The sequence below is a fragment of the Hamadaea flava genome (assembly GCF_024172085.1).
GTDB lineage: Bacteria > Actinomycetota > Actinomycetes > Mycobacteriales > Micromonosporaceae > Hamadaea > Hamadaea flava.
Window position 1 is genome coordinate 4,736,240 of record NZ_JAMZDZ010000001.1, and the last position, 26,028, is coordinate 4,762,267.

At 70.8% G+C, this 26,028-nt stretch carries 28 protein-coding genes; 18 read left to right on the forward strand and 10 right to left on the reverse strand.

The window, feature by feature from the left end:
* Window positions 1-4: 4 nt before the first annotated feature.
* A complete protein-coding gene (locus HDA40_RS22410; protein ID WP_253759033.1) occupies window positions 5-880 on the forward strand; it encodes a DUF5926 family protein in 876 nt (291 codons plus the stop codon).
* Window positions 881-979: 99 nt separating this feature from the next.
* Here HDA40_RS22410 and HDA40_RS22415 read toward each other — a convergent pair whose 3' ends face one another.
* The gene (locus HDA40_RS22415; protein WP_253763733.1) at window positions 980-2,188 is read right to left on the reverse strand and encodes an arginine deiminase; all 1,209 of its coding nucleotides are present in this window, start codon (window positions 2,186-2,188) and stop codon (window positions 980-982) included.
* Between the two features lie 191 nt (window positions 2,189-2,379).
* Between HDA40_RS22415 and HDA40_RS22420 the strand changes: the two genes are divergently transcribed.
* From HDA40_RS22420 to HDA40_RS22465, 10 genes are all read left to right on the forward strand, one after another.
* Window positions 2,380-3,066, forward strand: a complete 687-nt coding sequence (locus tag HDA40_RS22420; RefSeq protein WP_253759035.1) for a hypothetical protein — start codon at window positions 2,380-2,382, stop codon at window positions 3,064-3,066.
* A 58-nt stretch (window positions 3,067-3,124) separates the two neighbouring features.
* On the forward strand, window positions 3,125-3,592 hold the full coding sequence (locus HDA40_RS22425) for a hypothetical protein (RefSeq protein WP_253759037.1): 468 nt from the start codon (window positions 3,125-3,127) through the stop codon (window positions 3,590-3,592).
* 91 nt (window positions 3,593-3,683) lie between these two features.
* Window positions 3,684-4,175: an ACT domain-containing protein gene (locus tag HDA40_RS22430; RefSeq protein ID WP_253759040.1), complete on the forward strand. Its 492-nt coding sequence runs from the start codon at window positions 3,684-3,686 to the stop codon at window positions 4,173-4,175.
* 39 nt (window positions 4,176-4,214) lie between these two features.
* Entirely contained in the window at window positions 4,215-4,715 is a 501-nt protein-coding gene (locus HDA40_RS22435) for a hypothetical protein (RefSeq protein ID WP_253759042.1), read from the forward strand.
* Window positions 4,716-4,741: 26 nt separating this feature from the next.
* Complete coding sequence (gene pheA / locus HDA40_RS22440; RefSeq protein ID WP_253759043.1) at window positions 4,742-5,692, forward strand: prephenate dehydratase; 951 nt, start codon at window positions 4,742-4,744, stop codon at window positions 5,690-5,692.
* Between the two features lie 4 nt (window positions 5,693-5,696).
* Window positions 5,697-6,050, forward strand: coding sequence for a metallopeptidase family protein (locus HDA40_RS22445; protein ID WP_253759045.1), 354 nt, complete (start codon window positions 5,697-5,699; stop codon window positions 6,048-6,050).
* An 82-nt stretch (window positions 6,051-6,132) separates the two neighbouring features.
* Window positions 6,133-6,870 carry an AIM24 family protein gene (locus tag HDA40_RS22450; RefSeq protein WP_253759047.1) on the forward strand — a complete coding sequence of 246 codons (738 nt, stop codon included), beginning with the start codon at window positions 6,133-6,135 and terminating at the stop codon, window positions 6,868-6,870.
* Window positions 6,871-6,940: 70 nt separating this feature from the next.
* A complete protein-coding gene (locus HDA40_RS22455; RefSeq protein ID WP_253759049.1) occupies window positions 6,941-7,543 on the forward strand; it encodes a hypothetical protein in 603 nt (200 codons plus the stop codon).
* A gap of 63 nt (window positions 7,544-7,606) precedes the next feature.
* Window positions 7,607-8,866, forward strand: a complete 1,260-nt coding sequence (gene serS, locus HDA40_RS22460) for a serine--tRNA ligase (RefSeq protein ID WP_253759051.1) — start codon at window positions 7,607-7,609, stop codon at window positions 8,864-8,866.
* 71 nt (window positions 8,867-8,937) lie between these two features.
* Window positions 8,938-9,705, forward strand: a complete 768-nt coding sequence (locus HDA40_RS22465; RefSeq protein ID WP_253763734.1) for an HAD family hydrolase — start codon at window positions 8,938-8,940, stop codon at window positions 9,703-9,705.
* Between the two features lie 3 nt (window positions 9,706-9,708).
* Here HDA40_RS22465 and HDA40_RS22470 read toward each other — a convergent pair whose 3' ends face one another.
* The 5 genes from HDA40_RS22470 to HDA40_RS22490 all read right to left on the reverse strand — a co-directional run bounded on the left by HDA40_RS22470 (window position 9,709) and on the right by HDA40_RS22490 (window position 13,838).
* On the reverse strand, window positions 9,709-10,314 hold the full coding sequence (locus tag HDA40_RS22470) for a response regulator transcription factor (RefSeq protein WP_253759053.1): 606 nt from the start codon (window positions 10,312-10,314) through the stop codon (window positions 9,709-9,711).
* A complete protein-coding gene (locus HDA40_RS22475; RefSeq protein WP_253759055.1) occupies window positions 10,311-11,492 on the reverse strand; it encodes a sensor histidine kinase in 1,182 nt (393 codons plus the stop codon). Before HDA40_RS22475 ends, HDA40_RS22470 begins: the two co-directional genes overlap by 4 nt.
* A 6-nt stretch (window positions 11,493-11,498) precedes the next feature.
* On the reverse strand, window positions 11,499-12,227 hold the full coding sequence (locus tag HDA40_RS22480) for an ABC transporter permease (protein WP_253759057.1): 729 nt from the start codon (window positions 12,225-12,227) through the stop codon (window positions 11,499-11,501).
* Window position 12,228: 1 nt separating this feature from the next.
* Entirely contained in the window at window positions 12,229-13,140 is a 912-nt protein-coding gene (locus tag HDA40_RS22485; RefSeq protein WP_253759059.1) for an ABC transporter ATP-binding protein, read from the reverse strand.
* 116 nt (window positions 13,141-13,256) lie between these two features.
* Window positions 13,257-13,838: a bacterial proteasome activator family protein gene (locus tag HDA40_RS22490; protein ID WP_253759061.1), complete on the reverse strand. Its 582-nt coding sequence runs from the start codon at window positions 13,836-13,838 to the stop codon at window positions 13,257-13,259.
* 193 nt (window positions 13,839-14,031) lie between these two features.
* On the opposite strand from HDA40_RS22490, the gene HDA40_RS22495 reads away from it, so the two are divergent.
* A complete protein-coding gene (locus HDA40_RS22495; RefSeq protein ID WP_253759063.1) occupies window positions 14,032-15,225 on the forward strand; it encodes an ABC transporter substrate-binding protein in 1,194 nt (397 codons plus the stop codon).
* 4 nt (window positions 15,226-15,229) lie between these two features.
* Here HDA40_RS22495 and ddaH read toward each other — a convergent pair whose 3' ends face one another.
* Complete coding sequence (gene ddaH, locus HDA40_RS22500; RefSeq protein WP_253763735.1) at window positions 15,230-16,015, reverse strand: dimethylargininase; 786 nt, start codon at window positions 16,013-16,015, stop codon at window positions 15,230-15,232.
* An 80-nt stretch (window positions 16,016-16,095) separates the two neighbouring features.
* Between ddaH and HDA40_RS22505 the strand changes: the two genes are divergently transcribed.
* Window positions 16,096-16,539, forward strand: a complete 444-nt coding sequence (locus HDA40_RS22505; protein ID WP_253763736.1) for an Lrp/AsnC family transcriptional regulator — start codon at window positions 16,096-16,098, stop codon at window positions 16,537-16,539.
* A 3-nt stretch (window positions 16,540-16,542) separates the two neighbouring features.
* Here HDA40_RS22505 and HDA40_RS22510 read toward each other — a convergent pair whose 3' ends face one another.
* Window positions 16,543-17,562, reverse strand: a complete 1,020-nt coding sequence (locus HDA40_RS22510; protein ID WP_253759065.1) for a T3SS (YopN, CesT) and YbjN peptide-binding chaperone 1 — start codon at window positions 17,560-17,562, stop codon at window positions 16,543-16,545.
* Between the two features lie 135 nt (window positions 17,563-17,697).
* Here HDA40_RS22510 and mobA point away from each other — a divergent pair, with 135 nt between their 5' ends.
* Window positions 17,698-18,300 (forward strand): molybdenum cofactor guanylyltransferase, encoded by a 603-nt coding sequence (gene mobA / locus HDA40_RS22515; protein WP_253759066.1) that lies wholly within the window; start codon window positions 17,698-17,700, stop codon window positions 18,298-18,300.
* On the opposite strand, the gene HDA40_RS22520 is transcribed toward mobA, so the two are convergent.
* Both HDA40_RS22520 and HDA40_RS22525 read right to left on the reverse strand, forming a co-directional pair.
* Window positions 18,255-19,136 carry a fructosamine kinase family protein gene (locus HDA40_RS22520; protein WP_253759068.1) on the reverse strand — a complete coding sequence of 294 codons (882 nt, stop codon included), beginning with the start codon at window positions 19,134-19,136 and terminating at the stop codon, window positions 18,255-18,257. The two genes, mobA and HDA40_RS22520, sit on opposite strands and share 46 nt — an antisense overlap.
* A gap of 10 nt (window positions 19,137-19,146) precedes the next feature.
* On the reverse strand, window positions 19,147-20,175 hold the full coding sequence (locus HDA40_RS22525; protein WP_253759070.1) for a DUF4192 domain-containing protein: 1,029 nt from the start codon (window positions 20,173-20,175) through the stop codon (window positions 19,147-19,149).
* Between the two features lie 168 nt (window positions 20,176-20,343).
* Between HDA40_RS22525 and moaA the strand changes: the two genes are divergently transcribed.
* From moaA to HDA40_RS22545, 4 genes are all read left to right on the forward strand, one after another.
* Window positions 20,344-21,339 carry a GTP 3',8-cyclase MoaA gene (gene moaA / locus HDA40_RS22530; protein WP_253759072.1) on the forward strand — a complete coding sequence of 332 codons (996 nt, stop codon included), beginning with the start codon at window positions 20,344-20,346 and terminating at the stop codon, window positions 21,337-21,339.
* On the forward strand, window positions 21,340-21,570 hold the full coding sequence (locus tag HDA40_RS22535) for a MoaD/ThiS family protein (RefSeq protein ID WP_253759074.1): 231 nt from the start codon (window positions 21,340-21,342) through the stop codon (window positions 21,568-21,570).
* 11 nt (window positions 21,571-21,581) lie between these two features.
* Entirely contained in the window at window positions 21,582-22,799 is a 1,218-nt protein-coding gene (locus tag HDA40_RS22540) for a metallophosphoesterase (protein WP_253759077.1), read from the forward strand.
* Between the two features lie 95 nt (window positions 22,800-22,894).
* Window positions 22,895-25,972 carry a UvrD-helicase domain-containing protein gene (locus tag HDA40_RS22545; RefSeq protein WP_253759079.1) on the forward strand — a complete coding sequence of 1,026 codons (3,078 nt, stop codon included), beginning with the start codon at window positions 22,895-22,897 and terminating at the stop codon, window positions 25,970-25,972.
* The last annotated feature ends 56 nt before the right edge of the window (window positions 25,973-26,028 follow it).

Below are 26,028 nucleotides of genomic sequence, written 5' to 3' on the forward strand. Positions count from 1 at the left end.
GCGGGTGAGCAAGCGAGCCCGTGTCGCGGCCAAGTCCGCCGCGCCCAAGAAAGCCAAGGTCCGCGACGTCTTCGTGGCGGTTCCGTTCGCCGGTCTGACCGACGAGACGGAGTGGATCGCCCTGCGTGAGCTGGTTCCGGCGGCGACCGCGCCCCTGAAGCTGAACGCCGAACTGACCGAGAAGTACGGCGACCGCGACATCACCCTGGCCACCATCCTGCCGATGGCCTGGCCGGCGATGGTCAAGGCGGACGGCCGCATCCTGCTCGGGCTCCAGCGGCATGTGCAGTCCGGCGACGTCAACCGCGACCTGGCGGTGGCGCTGCTGAACGCGCTGGAGACCACGCCCGGCCAGTCGGTCGCCGTGCCGGCGCTGCCGGGCCAGGGTGAGCGCCTCGGCGACCTGCTCGCCGACGGCCCGCTCGACCTCACCATGCACGAGACGTTCGGCTTCTGGCTGGACGAGGGCCAGGACGACGACCCCGGGGTCGCGGCGTCGTTGGAGTCCGCCAACGGGGCCATCGCGCCGACCGCGAAGATGGCAGCCGTCAAGGCGGCTTATTGGACGCGGATGGGGGAGAAGTCGCACATCCGCTGGGTTCTGCCGCACGCCGAGAGCGAGGCGCTCGACGCGCTGGCCACCCTGGGTGCGGCGGGCGAGCTGACGCTGGGCGAGCAGACCCGGTTCGCCGGGATGTTCCGCGCGCACGGTCGGCTCGTCCCGGTGTGGGACCTGCCGGTCGACAGCGAGGCGGCCGAGTGGGAGGACGCGCTGGCCCAGTTCGCCACGCGTTTCGAGGCCGCGCTCGGCAAGGAGCTGACGCCGGAGGCCCGCAAGGCCAAGCAGGGCCTGATCGGCCGCCAGCTCACGCTGCGCTAACCCGCCGCCCCCGGGTTTTCCGCGCGATCATGAACTAACGGGCATGATCGACCGGCGTGTCGCGTCCGCGCGGCCCTGATCAACTCCGCGCGAGACTGATCAACGCAGCGCGGAGTCGCCCAATGGTTCCCGGGAGATCGGGCAGGACATGCATCTCGGACCACCCCGGCCGGAGCCCAGCTCCGAGCCGGGGATCCGGATCACCTCGATGCCGGCCCGTTCCAGCTGAGCGTTCGTCTCCACGTTGCGCTCGTACGCCACGCACAGCCGAGGCGCGATGGCCAGGGTGTTGTTGCCGTCGTCCCACTGTTCCCGTTCGGCGGTCACCGAGTCCAGTCCAGTGTGGATCATCCGCAGCCGGTCCAGGCCCATCGCCTTGGCCGCCGCGTCGAGGAACGGTTCAGGCCCGCTCACCGCGGGTTCGGCCGCGCCCGGCGTCAGCGTGTACGCGACCAGGTCGTCGGCGACGTTCGGGTACATGAGAACCGTGTCGACGTCGACCATCGTGCACACCGTGTCGAGGTGCATGGTGGCTCGCGTCTGCGCGATCGGCACGGCCAGCACGGTGTGCGCCAACGGATCGGGGTGCGCGAAGAGCGCACGGGCGAGTCGTTCCGCGCCCGCCGGCGCAGTCCGTTCGCCGACGCCGACAGCGATGACCCCGGGCGCGAGGAGCAAGACGTCCCCGCCCTCCAACGGTTCCAGCCACGGGTCGTACGCCGTCGCCACCCCCGCGAACCGCGGATGGTGCTCGTAGACGGCGTGCGTGATGCTGGTCTCCCGGCGCCGGGCGCTCATCGCCAAGGAGGTGACGGCGACCCGATCCCGGATCCACACCGAGGAGTCCCGCGTGAACAGCAGGTTCGGCAGGGGATCCACGACGAAGTCCAGCCGGTCCATCAGCTGGTAGACCAGTCCGCCCCCGGACCTGAGTTCCTCGTGCGCCAGACCGGCGGTGAGCACCCGGGCGAGACTCGGCGGGTCGAGGTAGCCCAGATGGTCGCGTACGCGCCGCCGCAGCGCGTCGCCGAGCCGCACGTCGGCCAGGACGGCGTCGACCAGTTCGGCGCGAGCCTCCTCGATGGCGAGCACGTCGGTCAGCAACTCGGTGAGGTAGAGGACTTCGACGCCGTGTTCACGCAGCCGTGCGGCGAAGGCGTCGTGTTCCTCCTGGGCGCGGCCGACCCACGGGATGCCGTCGAAGAGCAGCGTGTCGTTGTTGCGAGGGGTCAGTCGAGCCAGCTCCGGACCGGGTCGGTGGAGCAGCACGGTGTGTAGCCGGCCGACCTCGCTGTCCACATAGCGCACACCTTCCACGTGTGCCAGAGTAGGGGCGGATTCCCGTCGCCCGGCGTTTTCCGTACAAATCGGGATGTCGCTATATTCACGATCCGTGAATGAGATGTCATTCCGCTACGGACCTCTGTCGCACGGCGGGATCAGTCACGTATTGTGACGGATACAACTCAATGAGTGCCGCGGAACGCCGGAGGCCCACGATGACCACATTCCCCGTCCGCCCGATTCCTCTCTCCACGCCGCAGATCCCAGCCCTGGACGCGCTGAAGGAAGGCCCGCTCGACCGGGTACGCCGTCAGCGTGAGGAGAAGGCCCGGATTCGGCAAGAGGCAGCCGGCACTCGTGTGGCGAACCACCTCAACCAGCTCGGCCCGTCGTGGCAGTTCGTGGAGTGGCCGCATTCCGTGGCGACCACCAGCGCGCAGACGGCTTCGGCGCCGGGCCGGGCGGCCGACACCCACGGCGGCTTCCTCGCTTTCGGCCCGGGTGGCGTCTTCTCGGTCACCGTTGTCGACATCGGAGCGAAGCGCGTCCTGGTCGCCGGCGACGTCGTCCAGATCAAGGGACGGCGACCGGCGTACATCCCGGCCGCGCGCAAGGACGCCAAGCGCGCCAGCAAGGCCATCTCGGCGGCGGTCGGGCACACGATCCCGGTCGTAGCGGTCCTCGCGCTGATGGGCCGGGGCGTCGTCACCGTCTACGGTCTGCCCAAGGACTGCGTCATCACGACGTACCGCGAGTTGCACCGGGCGTTGCTCGGCGGCGGCGACCGCATCTCCGCGCTGACCGCGCAGAAGCTGTCCGACGTGGCCCGCAACCCCTGGACCTGGATCAACGAGCCGGCCAACGGCTACCAGTGGTTCACGAACGGCAGACACGACGAGTGACAAGCTCGCGACACCGGAGTACCGTGCGGGTATTCCGCCGCGGCGAAGGGAGACACGTGTGACGCATGTCGAACTGTCGCTGTCGACCAGCGTCACGCCCGACTGGCGTCCTCCGGTCACCGTTCCCGAAGAGCTGAGCCGCTGGGTGACCGCGGTCGTGGAGTCGGCCGAACCCGCGCTCATCATCGACGCCTCGGCGACCATCGTCGCGACGACGCCCTCCTGCGCCAACCTGCTGGGCCTGCGGCATCCCTGGGTCGGCGAGCGCCTGCCCGACTCGCTGCACCTGATCGACTTCACCGCGAACGGGGCGGAACTGCCCGAACCCGAGCGTGAGCTGATCCCGCCCCTGCTGGCGGTCGCCTCCGGACGACTGGCCCGGGGGCTCATGCGCGTACGCACCAACGCCGCGCTCGCCGCCGCCCGAGGCGAGGAGTCGGAGACCCGGACGCTGGACGCGATCGCCACGCCGCTGCACGCCGACGACGTCGCTGTGGGCTCGCTGACGTTCTTCTGCGAAATCTGAGCCCTTCCTGGCGGGTACACAGGGCGAGATCGATCGCACTTGTGGTGATCGTCGCAGCGCATCCCGTCCTTGGCGACGTACATTGCGTGGCATGGAGACGCTGGACGCTGGGCAGCCCGCCGGGGCTAGGCCGCCTGGCGCACCGGTCGGGGTCGATCTGACCCTGCTCGCCGACGTGTACGCGGTCTGCCGCCTCCCGGCCGGCGCGCCCTTCCCGGTCGAGCTGCTGCCGTCGGCCTCCCGGCCCGGCGCGCGCGCCCGCTCGGCGGCCGGTGGCGCCGCCGACTCCGGGGTCGTCTCGTTGACGTGGACCCCGACGGAGACCTCGGTCATCTGCCGGGCTGACCGCGTACCGGCCGGGGCGGTCGTGGAGACCGGCTGGCGCTGCTTCGAGGTGAACGGTCCGATGGCGCTGACCCTGACCGGGATACTGGCCTCGATCGCCATGCCGCTGGCCCAGGCGCGGGTGAACATCTTCGCGTTCTCCACCTTCGACACGGACTACGTCCTCGTCCCGGCGGTACGCCTGAACGCCGCCCTTGCCGCGTTGACGGGCGCGGGACATAGGATCAATACGGCCTGATCCTCCAGGCCGTAAGCCGCCCCCGAGAGGACTTCCCCGGTGCCTCGGATCCGCCCGCTCGTCGTCGCCGCCACGGCCGCCGCCACCCTGCTCGCAGCAGGCTGCGGAAAACCGCCCGACCTGCGGGAGCAGGGCGTTCCGGTGCCCAGCCCGTCGGTGCTGGCGGAGTCCACCCGGCCGCCGCTGCCGCAGGCCACGACCACGCCGAGCACCGCGCCTACGTTCTCCGAGAGCTACTACGTGGCCTGCCTCGGCAATCCGAGCGGCGATCAGGTCGTGGCCACGCTGCGGGCGAAGACGAAGCTGCTGCCGAAGTCCGGGACGATCTCGGTGACCATGGGCCCGCTCTGCTCCGGCACCTGGCAGTACACGATCGTCCAGGCGCCCGGGAAGGACGCGCTCGTCGTCGTCACCAAGGCCGCCGCCACCACGGCAGCGCCGGCCGCCCTGCAGATCGTCACCGCCGGCTCCGACGTCTGCACGATCACGGTACGCACCCAGGCTCCGGCCGGGCTGCTGGCCGCTGCCCGCTGTAGCTGAGCCGTCCGCGCCGTAAGGTGGGGGTCATGCCAGGCGTACCACCGACCCGATTCGTCTATCTCGGCCCGGAGAGCACCTTCACCGAGCAGGCGCTGCTGACCATCCCGGCGGCCGAGCGCGGCACGCGTACGCCGTCGCGGTCCGTCCCGGAGGCGCTGGACGCGGTCCGCCAAGGCGAGGCGGACGCCGCGCTGGTGCCGATGGAGAACTCCGTCGGTGGCCAGGTCGGGGTGACGCTGGACGAACTGGGCGTCGGCGATCCCCTGGTGATCACCCGGGAGGTGGTGATCCCGGTCGAGTTCGTGCTGGCCGCCCGCCCCGGGACGACGATGGACCGGGTGACCTCGGTGGCCGCTCACCCGCAGGCGAGCGCGCAGTGCCGGGCGTGGCTGCGGGCGCACCTGCCGGACGCCACCGTCATCGACGTGCTCTCCAACGGAGCGGCCGCGCAGGACGCCCTGGCCGGCACGGTGGACGCGGCGATCTGTGCGCCGATCGCGGTCGACCGATTCCGGCTGGCCCTGCTCGCCGACAAGATCGCCGACCATCCCGACGCGGTGACCCGATTCGTGCTGCTCTCCCGCCCGGCCCCGCCGCCCGCGCCGACCGGCGACGACATCACCTCGCTCGCGGTCTTCATCGCCCACGACCGGGTCGGCGCGCTCCTCGCCGTCCTCACCGAGCTGGCGGTCCGCGGCGTGAACCTCATCCGCATCGAGTCGCGCCCCACCGGTGAGGCCCTCGGTCGGTACGCCTTCTTCCTGGACTGCACCGGTCACGTGGCCGACGCCCGGGTGGGGGAAGCACTGCAAGGGCTGCGCCGGATCTGCGCCGCCGTACGCTTCCTCGGCAGCTACCCGCGTGCGGTGCCGCCCGGCGCGGTGGACCGTCCGGTGCCGCCGCCCGGTGGCCTGGCCGACGCCGATTACGCCGACTCGGCCGCCTGGCTGGCCCGCCTGCGTACCGACGGCGCGTGACGCGATGCCGGTCGAGATGTCCCGCGAACGCTTCGAGGAGCTGGTCGGCGAGGCGCTCGACGAGGTGCCGCAGGAGTTGCTGCGGCACCTCGACAACGTGGTGATCCTGGTCCAGGACGAACCTCCGCCCGGCGAAGGCAACCTGCTGGGTCTCTATGAAGGCCATGCGCTGACCGACCGCGGCTGGGACTACGCGGGCGTGCTGCCCGATCGGATCCTCATCTTCCGCGGCCCGACCCTGCGCATGTGCGAGGACGAGGAGCACGTCGTGGAAGAGGTCGCCGTCACCGTCGTGCACGAGCTGGCCCACCATTTCGGCATCTCCGATGAACGGCTCCACCAGCTCGGCTGGGACTGATCCGGCAGGGCCCTCAGGTGTTGCGGGTCCGTCGTAGGCTGCGGGTCCACACCCCTGTCACCCCCGGCCAAGGAGCCACCTCATGCGCAGTGCGCTGTTTTCCGCGGAGAACCTGGAGAAGGAGTCCACCGAACCCGGACTGCGGCTCCAGAACTCGAAGATGCTGAAGGTCGAGCTGAACGGCGAGGTCATGGCCCGCACCGGCGCCATGGTCGCGTACCAGGGCCAGATGCAGTTCCAGGCGCTCGGTTCGGGCGGCGTCGGCAAGTGGATCAAGAAGGCGATCACCGGCGAGGGCGTGCCGCTGATGAAGGTCACCGGCCGGGGCGACCTCTTCCTCGCCGACCGCGCCGCCGACATCCACCTGATCGACCTGGACCAGGGGGACGCCCTGTCCATCAACGGCGCCAACGTGCTCGCCTTCGAGCCGACCCTGAACTACGACATCAAGATGGTTCAGGGCATGGGCATGCTCTCCTCGGCGGGCCTGTTCAACTGCGTCTTCAGCGGAAAGGGCCGGATCGCGATCACCACCGCGGGCACGCCGGTCGTCCTCACCGTCGACGCGCCCACCTTCGTCGACCCGCAGGCCGCCATCTGCTGGTCGGCGAGCCTGCAGACCGGCTACCACCGCGCCGACCAGCTCGGTCTCGGCACGCTGATCGGCCGGACCACCGGTGAGGCGTTCACGATGAGCTTCACCGGTCAAGGCTTCGTCGTCGTGCAGCCGTCCGAGGAGCCGCCGCAGGGCTTGGCAGGACACGGCTCGGTTCAGCAGGCCGGCGGCGGCGGGATGCTGGGCGGCCTGCTCGGCAACTGATCCCCGCAGAACCCTTGGACGGCCCGCCGAGCGGACAGCGCGGCGGGCCGTTCTTCGTCAGAATGACCTGATGTCGGAAGACGTCTTGGAGTTCGGATCGCCCGCCCGCACCGAGTCCCGGTTCGCCGGACCCCGGTTCGCCACGCCGGCGGCGGTGCCGCCGATCCTCGCCGCGGCGAGTGCGGCCTTCTTTTTCGGCTCGCTGATGTACCCGTGGCAGACGACCCGTCTCATCGCGGGAGCCGACTACGCGTCCCTCAACAACACCGACATCGTCACCTATGCCACGAACACCGGAGTCGGGTACGCGTACGTGGTCGGCATGATGGGCCTCGGCGCGATCACGGCGACCACCATCCTCGGACGGCGCCGACAACGGCGGCCGCTGATGCTGGCCGGTGTGGGTCTGAGCACGATGCTGCTGGTCCTGCTCGTCTCGTTGATCGCGCTCGGCGGCCGGCAGATCGTGGCGACCTACATCATCGGTATGCCGGCCACCGCGACCACCCAGGTGGAGGTAGGTCTCTACCTGGCCTTGGCCGCACCCGTCGCCGCCGCCCTCGGGATGGTGTTGAGCCTGTCGTCGCGCCGTCGGCGGCTGATGCCGGTCGAGCCGAGCTACGAGGAGGAGGACGACGCGATCTCCGACCTCACCGTGACCCCCGTGCGCTGACCGGCGCGATCAAGCACCGAAACCGAGGTGAGACAGATCAACGGCGCTCGGTAGGCTTGTCGCATGATTGATCTGCGCCTGCTCCGGGACGACCCGGACCTCTTCCGAGCCAGCCAGCGCGCCCGCGGCGAGAGCGAATCGTCCGTGGACCGGCTGCTGAGTGCGGACGAGGCGCGCAGGTCCGCGGTCCAGCGTTTCGAAGCGCTGCGGGCCGAGCAGAAGACGCTGGGCAACTCGATCCGGCACGCGCAGGGCGAGGAGAAGACCGCACTGCTGGAGCGGACCAAGCAGCTCGCCGCCGACGTGAAGGCGGCCGAGACGGCGGCCGGGGAGGCCGAAGACGAGCTGCGTCAGGCTCAGCTCGCGGTGGCGAACCTGGTCGAGCCGGACGCCCCGCCCGGCGGCGAGGACGACTACATCGTGCTCAAGGAGGTCGGGGTCAAGCCCGACATCGCCGACCCGAAGGATCACCTCGCGCTCGGCGAACTGCTCGGCGCCATCGACACCCCGCGGGGGGCGAAGGTCTCGGGCGCCCGCTTCTACTACCTGACGGGGATCGGCGCGCTCCTGGAGAACGCTCTGCTCCAGCTCGGCATCCAGCAGGCCGTGGAGAACGGCTTCATCCCGATGGTGCCGCCCGTCCTGGTCAAGCCGGAGTCGATGGAGGGCACCGGTTACCTCGGTGCGCACGCCTCGGAGGTCTATCACCTCCCGGCCGACGACCTCTACCTCGTCGGCACGAGCGAGGTGCCGCTGGCGGCGTACCACAAGGACGAGATCCTGGACATCGACGGACCGCGACGCTACGTCGCGTGGTCGACCTGCTTCCGCCGTGAGGCCGGGTCCTACGGCAAGGACACCCGGGGCATCATCCGCGTGCACCAGTTCAACAAGGCCGAGATGTTCGTGTTCTGCGCTCCGGAGGACGCGCAGGCCGAGCACAAGCGCCTGCTGGCCTGGGAGGAGGAGCTTCTCGGCAAGCTGGAGCTGCCCTACCGCGTGATCGACACCGCCGCCGGCGACCTCGGTTCCAGCGCCGCCCGCAAGTACGACTGCGAGGCGTGGCTGCCCAGCCAGGGCCGCTACCGGGAGGTCACCAGCACCTCGAACTGCACGACGTTCCAGGCGCGGCGGCTCAACATCCGCTATCGCGACGCCGAGGGCAAGTCGCAGACGGTGGCCACGTTGAACGGGACGCTCGCCACGACCCGGATGCTCGTGCCGCTGCTGGAGAACCATCAGCAGCCGGACGGGTCGGTCCGGGTGCCGAAGGCGTTGCAGCCCTTCCTCGGCGGCCGCGACCTGCTCGACCCGATCAAGTGACTGTTCCGTATCGTCCGGCCCGTCTCGGCGGGCCGGACTTCGCCCCCACAGCACGGCGGCCGAAGCTCGTCGTGACGGATCTGGACGGCACGATCGTCCGGACCGACGGCACCGTCTCCGCCCGCACCGACGCCGCCTTCGACCGCGTACGCGACGCCGGCATCCCCATCGTGGGGGCGACCGGCCGGGGACCGCGGCTGACCGGGATGTCCCGCGGTGACCTGCCGAGCGCGGACTACTTCGTGCTCGGCGGCGGGGGAAGGGTGCTCGACCTGACCGGGGACGAGCCGCGTGTACTGCGGGATCTGCGTTTTCCGGGCCGGGCCCTCGCCGAGCTGATGCCGCAATTGGAAGCGGAGTTCGGCCCGTTGCAGCTGACCGTGGAGGCGCTCGACGCCGAGAACGCGCCACTGTGGAGCGAATGGGAGCAGTGGCCCTACCCGGACCCGATCGAGCTGCGTACGCGTGAGGAGATGTTCGCGGTCTCGATCATCAAGGGCTTCCTCCAGGTCGCGCCAGAACTGGGTGCACGGCTCACGGCGGAGGCCCGCCATCCGGACGTCGAGATCATCCAGGCTTGGCCGGGATTCGTGGAGATCCACGCGCCCGGCGTCGACAAGGCGACCGGGCTCACCGTCGTGACCGACCTGCTCGGCATCGACCCGGCCGACGTGCTCGTCTTCGGCGACCAGCTCAACGACGTGGCCAGCTTCGCCTGGGCGGGTCACCGGGTGGCGGTCGCCAACGCGCACCCGACGCTGCTCGGGATGGCCGATGAGGTGACCGCGGCCAACGACGCCGACGGGGTCGCCGAGTACCTGGAACGTCTTTTCTCGTAGGGCTTACAGCCAGCCCTGGGCGCGTGCCGCCTGCACCGCTTCCATGCGGTTGCGCGTACCGGTCTTGCCGATCGCGGCGGACAGATAGTTGCGTACGGTGCTCTCCGACAGGTGCAGGCGCGTCGCGATCTCCGCGATCGTCGCGCCGTCCACCGCCGCCGACAGGACATCGCGTTCCCGGTCGGTGAGCGGATTCGGACCAGCCGCCAGCGCCGCGGTCGCCAACGCCGGGTCGACGACGGTCTGCCCGGCCAGCACCTTGCGGATCGCCGAGGCGAGCTCCTCGACCGGCCCGTCCTTGACGAGGAAGCCCCGCGCGCCGGCGTCCATGGCCCGCCGCAGATATCCCGGCCGGCCGAACGTCGTCAGGATGACCACCTTGCAGTCGGGCACCTCGGTCCGCAGCTCGGCCGCCGCGTCGAGGCCGGTCCGCCCAGGCATCTCGATGTCCAGGAGGGCGACGTCGGGCCGGTGTTCCCGCGCCGCCGGGACGACCAGGTCGCCGCGATCGACCTGCGCGACGACCTCGATGTCCTCCTCCAGGCCGAGGAGCAGCGCCAGCGCGCCGCGCATCATCCCCTGATCCTCGGCCAGCAGCACGCGAATCACTCGTCACTCCGTTCTCGCGGCACGTCCGCGCGCAAGGTGAATCCGGGACCGCTCACCGTCAGGGTTCCGTCCAGCGCCGCCAGACGCTCGCGCAGCCCGCGCAGGCCGTTGCCCTCATTCGCGGTCGTGCCGCGGCCTCGTCCGTCGTCGCGCACCGTCAGCGACCATGCGGCTGCGCTTCGGTCCAGCACTATCCGACAGGTACGCGCACCGCTGTGCCGGATGACGTTGGTCGCTGCCTCGCGTACCACCCAGGCGAACGCCTGATCCACAGCGGACGGCAACTCGTCGGTGCGGACGGCGAGCCGGATGATCGTCTCGATCCCCGCGTCCGTGAGCGCACCGCGGGCCCCGTGCAGCTCGTCGGTGAGCGGGCGTTCGCGGTAGCCGGTGACCGCCTCGCGGACCTCGGCCAGGGCCTGACGCCCGACCTCCTCGATCTCGGCGGCCTCCTTGGCCGCCGCGGCCGGGTCTCGTTCGGCGAGCCGCCGGACGACCTCAGCCTTGACCACGATGAGCGACAACGAGTGGCCGAGCAGGTCGTGCAAGTCGCGGGCGAAGCGCAGACGCTCCTGTTCGACGGCCGACCGGGCCAGCTCGGTCCGGGTCCGGTCGAGTTCCCGGATGATCTTGACCATATTGCGGACGACCAGCACGAGAGCGGTCGCGAGCAGCGCGTTGACGACGACCGAGGCGATGTCGCTGAGGCTGTCGCCGACCAGTACGCCCATGCCGCCGAGGGCGAGCGCGCTGCCGCCGATCCAGTAGTACGAGACCGGGGTGGGGTAGAGGGCGACACCGGCGACGGCGACGTAGAGCATCACGATCAGCGAGCCGCCGGAGGTGTCCCGGGTGTAGAACAGCGCCATGATCACGCCGAGGACGGCGAACGCCCACAACGCGAGCTGGTCGCGCGTCGGCGGGAACGGCAGCCGGAGGCTGAAGCCTCGCATCACGACGTAGAGGTAGAGCCCGAGGAAGGCAGTGAAGACGACGAGCGCGAGCCACGGGAGATCCGTGGCTCGCAGCACGTCGTCGGCCAGGCTGAAGATCGGGAAGGACCAGATCAGTGCCCAGATCCCGCCGATCACCCGGCGCTTGCGGATGTGGGCGGCGTCGATCGGCTCGTTCAGCCGCCCACGTTCCTCAACCGAGGAGAACGGCGCGAAGATCTTCATCGCGGTTTATTTTGCCGCTGCCGAGCGCTTGTAGGCCAGCGCCGCGAGCGCGGCGAACACGACGGCCCACCCGGCGATGATCGCCCAGCCCGCGCCCGACTGGCTGTCCTGCTGGAGCACCGACACGCCGGCCTGGGTGAACCGGAAGCTCGGCGACCACTCCACGATCTGCCGCATGAGCTTCGGCATGTCGTCGGTGCTGATGAAGATCCCGCCGGCGAAGGCCAGGCCGAAGCTGACCAGGAAGCTGGCCGGCTGAGCCAGGTTCGGCGGCAGGACGAAGCCGACGGCCAGGCCGACCAGGGCGAACGGGACGCTGCCCAGCCACATGAAGAGCACCAGCAGGGCCAGCTGGCCGCCGCCGAAGTCGACGTCCCGGGCCATCCCGATCAGGCTCACGACCAGCACCGCCGGGATCGCCACGAGGGAGCAGGCGATCGCCTTGGTGACCACCACGACGGCGGGCGGCAACGGGGTGATGCGGAGCTGCCGCAGCCACCCGGCCGTGCGCTCGTGGGAGACCCCGACGCCGCTGGAGAAGGTGCCCAGCAACGCCCCATACGCCGCCCACGCGACCATCAGGTACGCGAGGATGTCCTTGGTCTCCTCCGGGGTGTTGCCCTTGATCGAACCGCCCAGGGCGAGGAAGAGGATCACCGGCATGGCCACGGTCAGGATGATCAATCGCGGTTCGCGGTACATCCGGCGCAGCTCGAACTTGAGGTAGGCGAGCATCTCAGGCCTCCGAGGCGGTGCTGGTCAGGTGGTCGTTGCTGGTCAGGGCGAGGAATGCCTCCTCGAGGCCGGCTCCGGCCACTTCGAGGTTGGCGAAGGCCCGCCCGCTGGTCACCAGGGCGCGTACGGTCGCGTCGGAGTCGTCGCTGCGGAGCAGGGCACGGTCGCCCCGGATGTCGACCGCGGTCACCCCGGGGAAGCGGTCGAGTCCAACCGTCCCGTCGCCGTCGAGATCGAAGCTCACCGTACGCCCGGAGACGGCCTTCTTGATCTGCGCACCGCTGCCGTCGGCGATGATTCGGCCGCCGGCGACCACGATCACGCGGTCGGCGAAGTCATCGGCCTCGGCGAGATAGTGGGTGGCGAACAGCACCGTCCGGCCGCCTTCGGCGTACGAGCGCATCGTCGCCCAGAACGCCTGGCGGCTGGCCACGTCCATGGCCGAGGTCGGCTCGTCGAGCACCAGCAGATCGGGGTTGCCGGCGAGGGCGAAGGCGAACCGGGCGCGCTGCGCCTGGCCGCCGGACAGCTTGTCGAGCCGCCGGTTCGCGATGTCGGTGAGGTCGGCCGTCTGCAGGATCTGCCCGGTGGGCAGCGGCTTCGGGTAGATCGAGCGGGCCAGCTCGACCAGCTCCCGCACGGTCGCGTTCGGCACGAAGCCCGCGTCCTGCAGCATCGCGCCGATCCGGCCGGCGCGTACGGCCTTGTGCGGGTTGGTCCCGAACACCTCGACCGTGCCGGCGCTCGGTTCCAGCAGGCCGAGCATCATGTTGATCGTGGTGGACTTGCCGGCGCCGTTCGGGCCGAGCAGAGCCACCGTCTCCCCAGGGGCGATCGACAGATCGATACCGTCGACCGCCCGCACCGAGCCGAAGTCCTTCGTGACCCCGGTCAGTTTCAGTGCGTCCGTCATGAGATCGACGGTAGGCGGGCGCGAGCCCCGGTTTCAGACGCGCCGATCCTGAGTTCGACAGGACAATTGTCCTACCGTTCCTGTCGCCCGCCCGACAGCGCCCGCCGATGGAGCCGCTAAAGGTACTGGCCGGTGCCCCGGGCATCGCCCGTCGGCGGCTGCTGCTGGCCCGTCGCCGGCAGCGTCAGGCCCGGCGGGAGCGCCCGCGGCTGCTGCCCGCCCCGCATCTGCTCCAACTGCATGCGCGCGGCCATCTGCTGGGCGACCAGGGTCGCTTGGATGCCGTGGAAGAGCCCTTCCAGCCAGCCGACGAGCTGGGCCTGCGCGATGCGCAGCTCGTCCACGCTGGGCGTGTTCTGCGCGTCGAACGGCAGCGACAGCCGCTCCAGCTCGTCGCGCAGCTCCGGGGCCAGCCCGTCCTCCAGCTCGACGATCGACCGCCGGTGGATCTCCGCGAGACGCTGACGGCCCGCCTCGTCGAGCGGGGCGGACCGGGCCTCCTCCAGCAGCTGCTTGATCATGCTGCCGATCCGCATGACCTTGGCGGGCTGCTCGACCAGTCGCGCCGGGTCTTCCTCGACCGACTCGCCGCCCTCGCCCTGGGGCACCTCGACCGTGCCGACCGGACGCCCGTCCGGCCCGACGACCACCACGGTGGCCCGGTCGTCGTTGCGGTCTTCTGCCCGTTCCTCAGCCATGAATCCTCCGCGCTCGCCGGCTCGACCCCTCATGCCTATCACATCGGGGGACGCACCGTCCGGGGACGTATCGGAACCGGTCTTCGATAACGGTTCGATGATCAAGCATTGACCTAGTGGGATTTGACCGGTAGAACGCCGAAGTGGACTTTGCTCGCCGGGTCCTCTGGAGGGCACCGCGCTTGGAGGACAAGTGAGTGAGATCGGCAAGCCTCTCATCCCACGTCGCAGCGCCTTGCGTGCCTTGGGCGGCCTCGCCGTCGGCGGGTTGACCGCAGGCGCGTTGAGCGCCTGCGACAGCGCTGGTTCGGCCGGCGGCCCGACCGGGACGATCTCGGTCGGCCTGCTGATCCCGCAGACCGACGAGCTGAAGGCGATCGGCTCGGACATCTACGACGGATTCAAGCTCTACACCGACCTCAACCAGCCGTTCGGCACCTACGACATCTCGATAGTGCAGGCCGAGGAGCGGGACAAGCCGGCGGAGACCAAGGCCGCGGTCGAGAGCCTCATCAAGAAGGGCGTCTCAGCGATCGCGGGCGTGGCACAGCCGGAGACGCTGCTGGCCATCCGCGACACGGTGGAGAACGCGCACATCCCGCTGATCAGCGCACACCAGAACCCCAACGCGCTGCAGAGCGTACTGTGGATCTGGAGTTCGTCCTATGTGGGCAAGGAGCCGGGCGTCGCGCTCGGCCGCTACCTGCAGGCCATCGGGGCGAGCGTCGCGATCGTCGGGTCCGCCGAACTCACCAGCACCGACGCCGTCGCCGGATTCCACGAGGGATACGCCAAGGCGATCGAGAAGAGCCGCGTCTTCAAGACCAGTACGCAGAGCGTCACCTCGATCGTGTCGGCGATCGAGGGGATCGACCCCGACGCGGTCTTCTGCGCCTTGACCGGGCCGACCGCGTTCTCGTTCATCAAGGCGCTGCGGGCGGCCGGAGTGGACGCCGAGCTCTACGCACCCGGCGACCTGACCGAGGGCACGGCGCTGGACGGCGCGATCAGCAGCCTCGGCGAGAAGACGGCGACGGGCATCTACACGGCGATGAACTACTCGGCCGACCTGTCGAACGCCACCAATCAGCTGTTCGCGTCCCGCTTCCGCAGCACCGTGCGGCGGACCCCCTCGTCGTACGCCGTGGCCGGCTGGGACGCCGCACAGGCGCTCGACAAGGCGATCCGCGCGTGCGGCGAGGCGCAGCCGTCCCGCGACCTGATCAACGCCAAGCTGGGCGGGCTGGGGCAGATCACCAGTCCCCGGGGCACGATCGCCTTCAACCAGACGCGTACGCCGTTGCAGAAGTGGTATCTGCGCCGGGTGATGAAGGACGGCCCCAAGCTGGCGAACGTGACCGTCCGGAGTCTGGCGACGCTCGGCTAGCGGATCAGGCGGCGCGCAGTTCGGCCACGCAGCATTTGACGCTGCCGCCGCCCTTCTTCAGCTCGCTGAGGTCGACCGGCACCGGGTGGTACCCGGCGGCGGTCAGCTTGTCGGCGTACGCCGTCGCCTCGGTGTTGACCAGGACGTTGTGCCCGTCGCTGACCAGGTTGAGACCGAAGGCCAGGGCGTCGGCCTCGTCCGCCAGCACCGAGTCCGGGAAGAGCTGGGCGAGCACCCGCTGGGAGCTGGCCGAGAAGGCGCCCGGATAGTAGGTGATCCGCTGGTCGTCGAGGACCGCCAGTGCGGTGTCCAAGTGGTAGAACCGCTCGTCGACCAGGCGCAGCGAGACCACCGGGCGGCCGAGCACCTCCTGCGCCTCGGCGTGGGCGGCGGTCTCCGTCCGGAAGCCGTGCCCGGCCAGGATCAGGCCGCGCCCTGGCAGGTACGCGAAGTCGCCCTCGCCCTCGTTGATCTGGGTCGGCGGGACGAACTTCCAGCCGCCGGCGGATTCGTAGAAGGCGCGGTGCGCGTCGGCCTCGGCGGAACGCTCGGCGTACTTGAACCGGGCGCCGTAGACGATCCCGTCGACGCTGAACGCTCCGTTGGCCGCGAAGACCATGTCGGGCAGCCCGGCCACCGACGGCAGGACGTGCACGTGATGGCCCAGGTCGAGCAGCGCCGTCCGCAGGGCGTCCCACTGCCGCACCGCACGATCACGATCGACCGGCTGGTCGGCGCGCATCCACGGGTTGATCTCGTATGCCACGAGGAAGTGCTCGGGCGGGCTCATCAGGTAGATCACGCTCACCTACAGTAAGGAGGGCTTGGGGACGCGAAAAGCCGTTATTCATGCGTCTGAGAGGCGAAACGTTGCAGCTTGACGAGGTCGACAAGCGAATCATTGCGTCGCTGGTGTCAGACGCCCGAGCCTCGTACGCGGAGATCGGCGCGATCGTGTCGTTGTCCGCTCCGGCGGTGAAACGACGAGTGGACCGGCTGCGCGCGGCCGGGGTCATCAAGGGGTTCACCGCGGTGGTCGATCCGGCCGCGGTCGGCTGGACGACGGAGGCGTTCGTCGAGCTCTTCTGCACCGGCCGGACCACCCCGGCGCAGATCGCCGTGGCGGCTCGGCGGCATCCCGAGGTCGTCGGGGCGTACACGATCTCCGGGCGGGCCGACGCGCTCGTGCATCTGCGCGCGGCCGACATCGCTCACCTGGAGCAGGCGCTCGAACGGCTGCGCGCCGAACCCTTCGTCACCAGTACGCACAGCATGATCGTGCTGTCCCGGCTGGTCGAGAACCCGGTGCCGTAGGGCTTAGAGGTACATGCCGGTGCGCTCGGGGAGCGCCGGCTTGTCGCCCTCGCTGTAGAAGCGCTTGCCGCCGAACTCGCCCTGCAGCCGGTCGTCGAGTTCGTCGGCGAGGCCGGTCATGACCTGGATCGCCAGCACGAGGTGGGTGGCCTGGAAGCGGCGGCCCATCACCGGGACCGAGGCCCACACCGTCCCGTTCGTGCAGTAGAGCCGGCCGATCGGCATCCGGTTGGTCAGCTCGGAGAGGCGTACGAACAGCTGCTCGTTCGGCTCGACCTCGGTGAGCAGGGGCGAGAACACGTCGATCAGGGGCGGGTTGTCCCGGACCTTCACGAAGACCATCGCCGATCCCGCCCGGATGCCGATGTCGCCGTCCTGGTCGACGGTCAGCTCCTCCGGGGTGGTCTTGAGCAGCGCCGCGACCACCGTACGCACGCGCTCGCCGAGGTCGAGGCCGTCGTCGTCCGGATCCTCGCCGTCGGCGAGGTCGAGGTCGGCCTCCGAGAGGGCGAGTGAGGACTCCGGCCGGGCGGTGCCCAGGCCGGTGAGCGTGATCGACTCCTCCTCGTCGTCCCGCGCGCCGTAGACGACGAACGCCGGATGCGGGGCGCCGTAGACGTCGCGCAGCGTCCGGGTCAGCGTCACGGCCAGCTGCGGCGCGAGCTCCGACGTGGCGGTCTGGCCGAAGTGCTCGCGGGAGCCCGGGATGACGCCGGGCGGCGACCAGCCCAGCTCGATCATCGCCGCGACGGCGTTCCGGTCGAGCTTGTAGCCGGTGGGCAGCAGGCCGTTGCCGACGGCCATCGCCGAGAGGACGTTGTCCTCGCCGACGGTCACGCCGACCGAGTAGACGACGTCGCCGGTCCCGTAGGCGGTCGGGTCGACCGTCAGGAAGAGCTCCGACTTCGGCGGCAGCGTCGGCAGGGCCTCCGCCAGCGCGCCGGCGAAGTCCCGCCACGCCTGGGTCACCTTCGCGGCCAGGTCGGACGTGGTGGGTTCGTCCAGCAGATGGAACTCGGTCATGACGGGCCTCCGATCCAGTCCCCGCCACCCTACCCACGCCAATATCGTCTGTGGCATCCCATGGTTAGTAGTCGACTGATTGCACTTCTGGCGGCTCGGCCGAGAGCCTCCCCCCGGCTCCGTACTGTTAGCCATATGACATTCGCCGCGATCGTGCTCGCCGGAGGGGCCGCCCGGCGACTGGGCGGGGTCGCGAAGCCGGCGCTCGACGTCGGGGGCAGCGCTCTCGTCGCCCGCGTCCTGGTCGCAGTCGCGGATGCCCAGGTCCGCATCGTGGTCGGGACGGTGCGGGACCTTCCCGGGGACGTCGTGGTCACGGTGGAGGATCCGCCGGGCAGCGGTCCGGTGCCCGCTCTCCGCGCCGGAGTCGCACTCCTGCCCGACGACGTCGAGACAGTCGCGATCCTGGCCGCCGACCTGCCCTTCCTCACCGCGGGCACGGTCCGCACGCTCCGGACGGCGCTGGCCGACGCCGAGGCCGCCGTGCTGCTCGACGCCGAGGGCCGCCGCCAGCATCTCGTCGCGTGCTGGCGCGTGGGCGCGCTGAGAGCGGCGCTCACGACCGCGTCGCCCCGAGTCCGTGATCTCTATCCAGTACGCACAGCGGAAGTGCCCCCCGCGCAAGCGCGGCTACCGGAGTACCTCGACTGCGACACCCCGGCGGATCTCGACCTGGCGCGACGGCTGGCCGCTCAGAACCCGAGTTCGTCCAGCTCGGCGAGCACGGCCGAGCGGTAGCCGCCCCCGAAGAGGGCGGTGTGCACCAGCATCAGGAAGAGTCGATGGCAGGGCAGCACCCCACGCCACCCGGCGGGCAGCGGGAACTCCTCCTCGTACGCCTCCAGCACGACCCCGAGGTAGGCGACCCCACCGAACAGCCCGAGGCAGGCGAGGTCGGTCAGCCGGTTGCCCCCGTGAGCGGCCGGATCGACGAGCCACCCGCGACCGGACTGGTCCCACAGCACGTTGCCGGGCCAGAGGTCCCCGTGCAGCCGCGCGGGCGGTTCGCCGGGGTCGAAGTCGCCGAGCCGATCGGCCAGGCGCTCGATCCGGGCCACGTCGCCGCCGTCCAGAGCGCCGCTCTCGCGGGAGAGCACCGCGTACGGGAGCAGCCGGCGGGCGGCGTACCAGGTGCTCCAGGGGCCGTCGCTGGGCGTGTTGTCCATCGGCAGGGATCCGATGTAGCCCGGCCAGGGTGCGCCGAACGAATCCGCCCCGGCCGCGTGCAGCCGGGCGAGTTCGCGGCCGAACCGGGCGGCGCCCGACTCCGTCGGCTCGCCTGGCTCGACCCACTCCAGCGCGAGCAGCTCGGGCAGCGCCACGATCACTTCGGGCACCGGTGTCGCGCCCGCCGCCCGCAGCCAGGTCAAACCGCTCGCCTCGGCGTCGAAGAAGCCCGGCGGCGGGCCGTCCGGGTGCGGCCAGGTCTTAGCGAACAGCGAGGTTCCGTCGTCGAGGGTGAGCCGGGAGGCGCTGCTGATCGACCCGCCGCCGACCGGCGTCTCCCGGATGCGCTGATGCGTCAGGAACGTCGGCAGCAGATGCGGATGCTCCCGGAGGAAGGCGAAGTCCACTCCGAAGACGTTAGGCTCCCGCGTCCGGTTCGGGAAACCGGCCGCGCCGAATGCTGAGGTCCCGCTGGCTGAGGTCGCGCTGGTTCGGCCAGCGGCCCAGCGTCGAGCCGGGCAACCCGCGCAGCATGGCGTCACGGATGAGCGCGGCCAGCGAGTAGTCCTCGTCGGCGGCGAGCGCCCGGTCCAGGGCCACCCCGGCCAGCGGCCCGTTGCCGTCGCGCCAGGCGGCGAAGGCGAGCAGCGTCGCCGGCGGCGCGGCCAGCTCGGGATCGGCTCGCCGGGTGACGTCCGTCCACAGGCTCAGCTGCCAGGCCTCGTGATCAGTGCTCTCCCAGGCGCGGTCCCGGACGGGCAGTGACTGCAGGAGCAGCGTCAGCCAGGCGATCTGCTCGTCGGTCAGGCGTACGCCCCGGCGCCCGGCGGCGAGTGCGGCGTCGACCGCCAGGAAGCCCGCTGCCCGGATGGCCGGTACGCCGTCCCGGACGCCGTTGTCCCAGGCGCGCTGGATCAGCCGGGTCAGCCGCCGGCCGGCCCGGTCGACCGCCCGGCTCATCGTCCGCGCGGCCGGGCCGGTGACCGGGGCGACCTGTGCCCGCAGCGAATCCCGGTCGGGCAGCGCGGTCAATCCGGCCACGGTGGCCTCGGCGGGTACCGGGCTCGCCGCCGCGTCGAACGGGAAGCCGTCTGGCGGAGTGCACTGCTCACAGGAGGCGCAGAAGCAGCGGTCCCCGGTCACCCGAACCGCCGCCAGCAAGGGGACCGGCAGTCGATCGCGTACGCGCTCCAGCACCGGGCCGACCGCGGCGAGTTCGCCGTACGCCGCCAGCAGCACCGCCTCGACCGGGGCTCGGCCGAGCACCTCGGTGATCGCGGCGGCCAGGCCGAGCGCGTCGGCGTCGAGATCCCAGCGTTGGACCACGGCGACGGTGGCGTCCCGGAGACCGACGACCACGAGGCTGTCGGCCGGATGGAAGCCCAGCAGGTAGGGGACGGCAGCGGCCAGGTCGGCGGGGTTCCGCAGGGTCAGCGTCGGCGTCATGCGCCCAGGATCTCGGTGGGCCGGGCGAGGGTCGAGCGTTGTGGATCATGCTGTGGATAACCCGGGTTATCCACAGGGCGCGCCCGTTGTCGCTGCTCGAAGCCCACAGGGCGGACGCGCGCCGGGGCGGTGCGTCGTCCTGACACACTCTCGCGTTACCGTCGAACGGTGACCATCGGATTGTTGGACCGCTTCGGGCGGCGCGCCACCGATCTGCGCGTCTCGCTCACGGATCGCTGCAATCTGCGCTGTTCCTACTGCATGCCGGCGGAGGGGCTGCCCTGGTTGCCCAAGGCGGAGATGCTCAGCGACGCCGAGATCATCCGGCTGATCACCGTGGCCGTCGAGCGGCTCGGGGTCACGGAGGTTCGTTTCACCGGCGGCGAGCCGCTGCTGCGTCCCGGCCTGACCGAGATCGTCGCCGCCGCGGCGTCGTTGCGCCCGCGGCCGCACCTGGCCCTCACCACCAACGGCATCGGGCTTGACCGGCTGGCCGACGGATTGGCCGCGGCCGGCCTCGATCGGGTCAACGTCTCGATCGACACGCTGCGGGCCGACCGGTTCGCCCAGATCACCCACCGGGACCGGCACGCGGCGGTGCTGGCCGGCATCGTGGGCGCGGCCGAGGCCGGGCTGACCCCGGTCAAGCTCAACGCCGTCCTGCTGCGCGGGATCAACGAGGACGAGGCGCCGGAGCTGCTGCGCTTCGCCGTCGCGCACGGCTACGAGCTGCGGTTCATCGAGCAGATGCCGCTCGACGCCCAGCATGGCTGGTCGCGCGAGCAGATGATCACCGCCGACGAGATCCAGGCCTCGCTCGCCGGGCAGTTCGATCTGACGCCGGATCCGAGCCCCCGGGCGGGCGCACCGGCCGAGACCTTCCTGGTCGACGGCGGCCCGGCCAAGGTCGGCATCATCGCCAGCGTCACCCGCCCGTTCTGCGGCGACTGCGATCGCACCCGGCTCACCGCCGATGGGCAGATCCGCAACTGCCTGTTCGCGACCGAGGAGAGCGACCTGCGGAGCGCGGTGCGGGGCGGCGCCGACGACGCCGAGCTGGCCGAGCGCTGGCGGCGCGCGATGTGGCTCAAGCGCGCCGGGCACGGCATCGACAATCCAGACTTCTTGCAGCCCGCGCGGGGCATGTCAGCGATCGGAGGCTGAGTGATCACGGTTCGCTACTTCGCCGGGGCTCGGGCGGCGGCCGGGGTGACCCAGGCCGAGCTGCCCGACGGGAGCAGCGTCGCGGAGTTGACCGCGACGTCCCTTCCGCAGCTCGCCAAGGTCCTCTCTGCGGCGAGCTTCCTCGTGGACGGGACCGCCTGGCGAGACCGGGACGAGCCGCTCCCGGCCGGATGCACGCTCGACGTGCTGCCCCCGTTCGCGGGCGGCTGAGCGTGGCCCAGATGGCGTTCTTCCTGATCTTCGCGCTCGGCGTCGCCGCCGCCATCCACTACTACCTCTGGTTCCGCCTGGTACGCAGCACCACGCGACCCGGCCGGGCGCGCCGGATCGGCACCGGACTCGTGGTGGCGGCGCTCGTCGTCCTCATCGGAGCCCTCGTGCTCACCCGGCTCGACGCCGACCTGGACTGGCTGGCCGTCATCGGCTACCTCTGGCTCGCCGTCATGTTCTACCTGCTCGTGACGCTGGCCGTGCTGGAGATTCCGGCGTTCGTCGCCAAGCGGGTGGGGTCGCGGGACCGTCGCGAGGCGCCCGACGCGGGCGCGCTCGCCGCCGCGGCAGCTCCGGCCGAAGAAGCCACCGACGACGACCGCCCCGGTGGGCGTACCCCTCAGGGCGAAAGCCGGCGGTTGTTCGTGGCGCGCACGGTCGCGATCACCGCGGGGGTCGTCGCGGCCGGGACCGTGGGTTTCGGGGTGACCCAGGCGCTGGGCCGGCCGATGCTGAAGCGGCGGGAGATCGCCCTGGCCAAACTGCCGCGCGCGATGGACGGCTACCGGGTCGCGCTGGTCTCCGACATCCATCTCGGGCCGCTGGCCGGGCGCAAGCACACCGAGCGCATCGTCGAGATGATCAACAGTCTCGACGCCGACATCGTGACCGTGGTCGGCGACCTGGTCGACGGCACGGTCGCGCAGTTGGGCGACGACGCCGCGCCGCTCCGGCTGTTGCGCAGCAAGCACGGCGCCTACTTCGTGACCGGCAACCATGAGTACTACTCCGGTTACGAGGAGTGGATTCAGGAGGTCACCGAGCTGGGGCTGAAGCCGCTGCGTAACGAGCGGGTGGAGCTGCCGGGCGGCCTGGACCTGGCCGGCGTCAACGACGTGACCGGCGCGGGCTTCGACGACGGGCCGGACTTCGGGAAGGCGCTCGACGGGCGCGATCCCGCCAAACCGGTCGTGCTGCTGGCGCATCAGCCGATCCAGGTCCACGACGCGGCCAAGCACGGCGTCGACCTCCAGCTGAGCGGGCACACCCACGGCGGCCAGATGGCGCCCTTCAATCTGGCGGTGAAGTTGCAGCAACCGGTCGTGAGCGGCTACGACACCATCGACGGGACGCAGATCTATGTGACCAACGGCGCGGGATTCTGGGGGCCGCCCGTCCGGGTCGGCGCGCCGCCGGACATCACGCTCGTGGAGTTGCGCGCTCCGTGACGCTTCGCCCACGCGGTGGCTGCCGGTAGTCAGACATCTCACGAGCCGGTGTGGCGGCGAGCGCGGCACCGCGCACGCATGCCAGGATTCACCGCGTGCCCCCGCTCGCGACAGACCCTATCGCCCCTTCGTGGGTCGCGGATCTGCACATCCACTCCCGCTACTCCCGCGCCTGCAGCCGTGACCTGGACCTGCCGAATCTCTCGTGGTGGGCCCGCCGCAAGGGGATCGCGCTGCTGGGCACCGGCGACATCACGCATCCGGCCTGGCGGGAGCACCTGCACGAGGCGCTGGTCGAGGCCGAGCCCGGCCTCTATCGGCTCAATCCCGACCTCGAGGCGGACGTCAACCGGCGGCTGCCCCCGGTGCTCGCGGCCCGCCCCAGCGCGCGATTCCTGCTCAGCGTCGAGATCTCCACGATCTACAAGGCCGGCGAGCGTACGCGCAAGGTCCACCACCTGATCTACCTGCCGTCCCTGGCGGCGGCCGAACAGTTCGCCACTCGCCTCGGCCGGGTCGGCAACCTCGCCAGCGACGGGCGGCCCATCCTCGGGCTGCCCAGCCGCGATCTGCTGGAGATCACGCTGGAGGCCGACCCTGACGCGTACCTGGTCCCTGCGCACATCTGGACGCCATGGTTCTCGGCGCTCGGCTCGAAGAGCGGCTACGACCAGATAGCCGACTGCTACGAGGATCTCGCCGAGCACATCTTCGCCGTCGAGACCGGGCTCAGCAGCGACCCGGAGATGAACTGGCGGGTCTCCTCGCTCGACCGGTACGCCCTCGTCTCCAATTCGGACGCCCATTCGCCGCCGGCCCTGGGCCGAGAGGCGACGCTGCTGCGTGGTCCGCTGGACTACTTCGCGGTCCGGGACGGGCTCCGCGACCGCAGCGCACTCGTGGGGACGGTGGAGTTCTTCCCCGAGGAGGGCAAGTACCACGGGGACGGACACCGCGCCTGCGGCGTCAACTGGACACCGGAGCAGACCCGCGCGGCCGGGGGCGCGTGCAGCGTGTGCGGCAAGGCCGTCACCGTCGGCGTACTCGCCCGGGTGGAGGAACTGGCCGACCGGGTCGCGCCGCCGACCACGCCTGAGGTGCGGGTCGAACATCTCGTGCAGCTGCCCGAGATCCTCGGCGAGATCGCCGGGGTCGGCCCGAAGAGCCGGACGGTCGAGACGAAGGCGGCGGCGCTGGTCGCCGCGATCGGCCCGGAGCTGCACATCCTCCGGGAGGCGCCGCTGGACCAGATCGGCGCGGCCGGGGGCACCGACCTCCAGGAGGCGATCCGCCGGTTGCGGGCCGGCGAGGTCCGGCGCATTCCCGGCTACGACGGGGAGTACGGCGTGATCCGGCTCTTCGATCCCGGCGAGTTGGGTGCGGCCGACGCCCTCTTCGAGGTGCCCGTCGTACCGGTCACCCGGGTGCCCGCGCCGAAGCAGCGTACGCCCCGGGCCAGTCGCGAACCGGTGTCCCGGCCGGTCTCCAGCCCGCCGCCGGTGGTGTCCCCGCCGCCACCGCCGCCGGTCTCCCCGCACGAGCCGTTCGAGCCGATGCTGGCCGGGATGGAAGAGGTCGGCACCGGACTGCTCGACCGGCTCGACGCCATGCAACGGGTGGCCGCCTCCGCGCCGGGTGGCCCGCTGCTCATCGTCGCCGGTCCGGGCACCGGCAAGACGCGTACGCTGACCCACCGGATCGCGTACCTGTGCGCGGAGATGCACGTCTTCCCGGAGCAGTGCCTGGCGATCACCTTCACCCGGCGAGCCGCCGAGGAGTTGCGGGAACGCCTGAAGGCGCTGCTCGGTCCGGTGTCGGGCGACGTCACCGTCTCCACCTTCCACGCGCTGGCCCTGTCACTGCTCCGCGAGCAGGACAAGTCGCTGGTCATCGCCGAGACTCCGGACGCACACGGCGTGACGCTGGACGACCTGGTGCCACGCCTCGTCAAGTTGCTGCGCGCCAAGCCCGATCTGGCCCACTCGCTGCGCAACCGGTGGCGATGGGTCTTCGTCGACGAGTATCAGGACGTCGACGAAGACCAGTACGAGCTGCTGCGGTTGCTCGTCCCGGCCGACGGCAACCTGTGCGCCATCGGCGATCCCGATCAGGCGATCTATTCCTTCCGCGGCGCGGACGTCCAGTACTTCCTGCGATTCGCCAAGGACTTCACCGACGCCCGGCTCGTCCGGCTCACCCGCAACTACCGCTCGTCCGCGCCGATCATCGCGGCGGCGGTGCAGGCGATCGCGCCGACGTCGCTGGTGCCGGGACGGCGGCTCGATCCGGCCAAGGTCGACCCCGAGGCGCCTCTCATCGGCCGGTACGCCGCCGGATCTGCCGCCGAGGAGGCCGAGTTCATCGCGCGTACGGTGGACGAACTGGTCGGCGGCGTGTCACACCGGTCGAAGGCCGACACCCGGGGGGTGCAGTCGGTCACCGTCTCCTTCACCGATGTGGCCGTCCTCTATCGGACCGACGCGCAGGCGGCCACGATCGTCGACGCGTTGCAGCGCGCGGGAATCCCTGTGCAGAAGCGTTCACACGACCGGCTGCGGGACCGGCCCGCCGTCAGCGCCATCGCGGCCGAGATGCGCCTCGCCCAGGGCGACGAGCCGAACTTGATCAGTCGGATGAAGCAGGCCGCTCAGGTGCTCGCCGAACGTCCGGCGCTGGACAGCACGCTCAGCCCCGAGGATCTGTGGGCGGCGGTCGACCTGCTGACGCCGCTGGCCCGGCGCTGTGAGAAGGCCGGCCTGGAGACCTTCCTCACCGAGCTGGCCACCGGAGCCGAGGTCGACGCGCTGGACCCGCGAGCCGAGGCGGTCACGCTGCTCACCCTGCACGCCGCCAAGGGCCTGGAGTTCCCGGTGGTGTTCCTCGCCGGCTGCGAGAACGGGTTGCTGCCGCTCCGGCTACCGGGCGCCGCCACCCGGCTGACCCCGGACGAGCAGACCGCCGCCGAGGCGGAGGAACGCCGGTTGTTCTTCGTCGGCATCACGCGGGCGCAGCGGCGCTTGTACCTGACCCACGCGGCCAAGCGATTCCGGTACGGCTCCGAGCGTGAGGCCAGCCCGACGCCGTTCCTCGACACCATCGACGCCGGCCTGCTCGAATGGTTGGGCGACACCGCCCCGGTACGCCGTCGCGACCAGCAGTTGCGGTTGCTTTAGCGGAGTTGTCCGATGCGGGCAGGACTGGCGTAACCGCACCGGATGAGGCAGGGTAT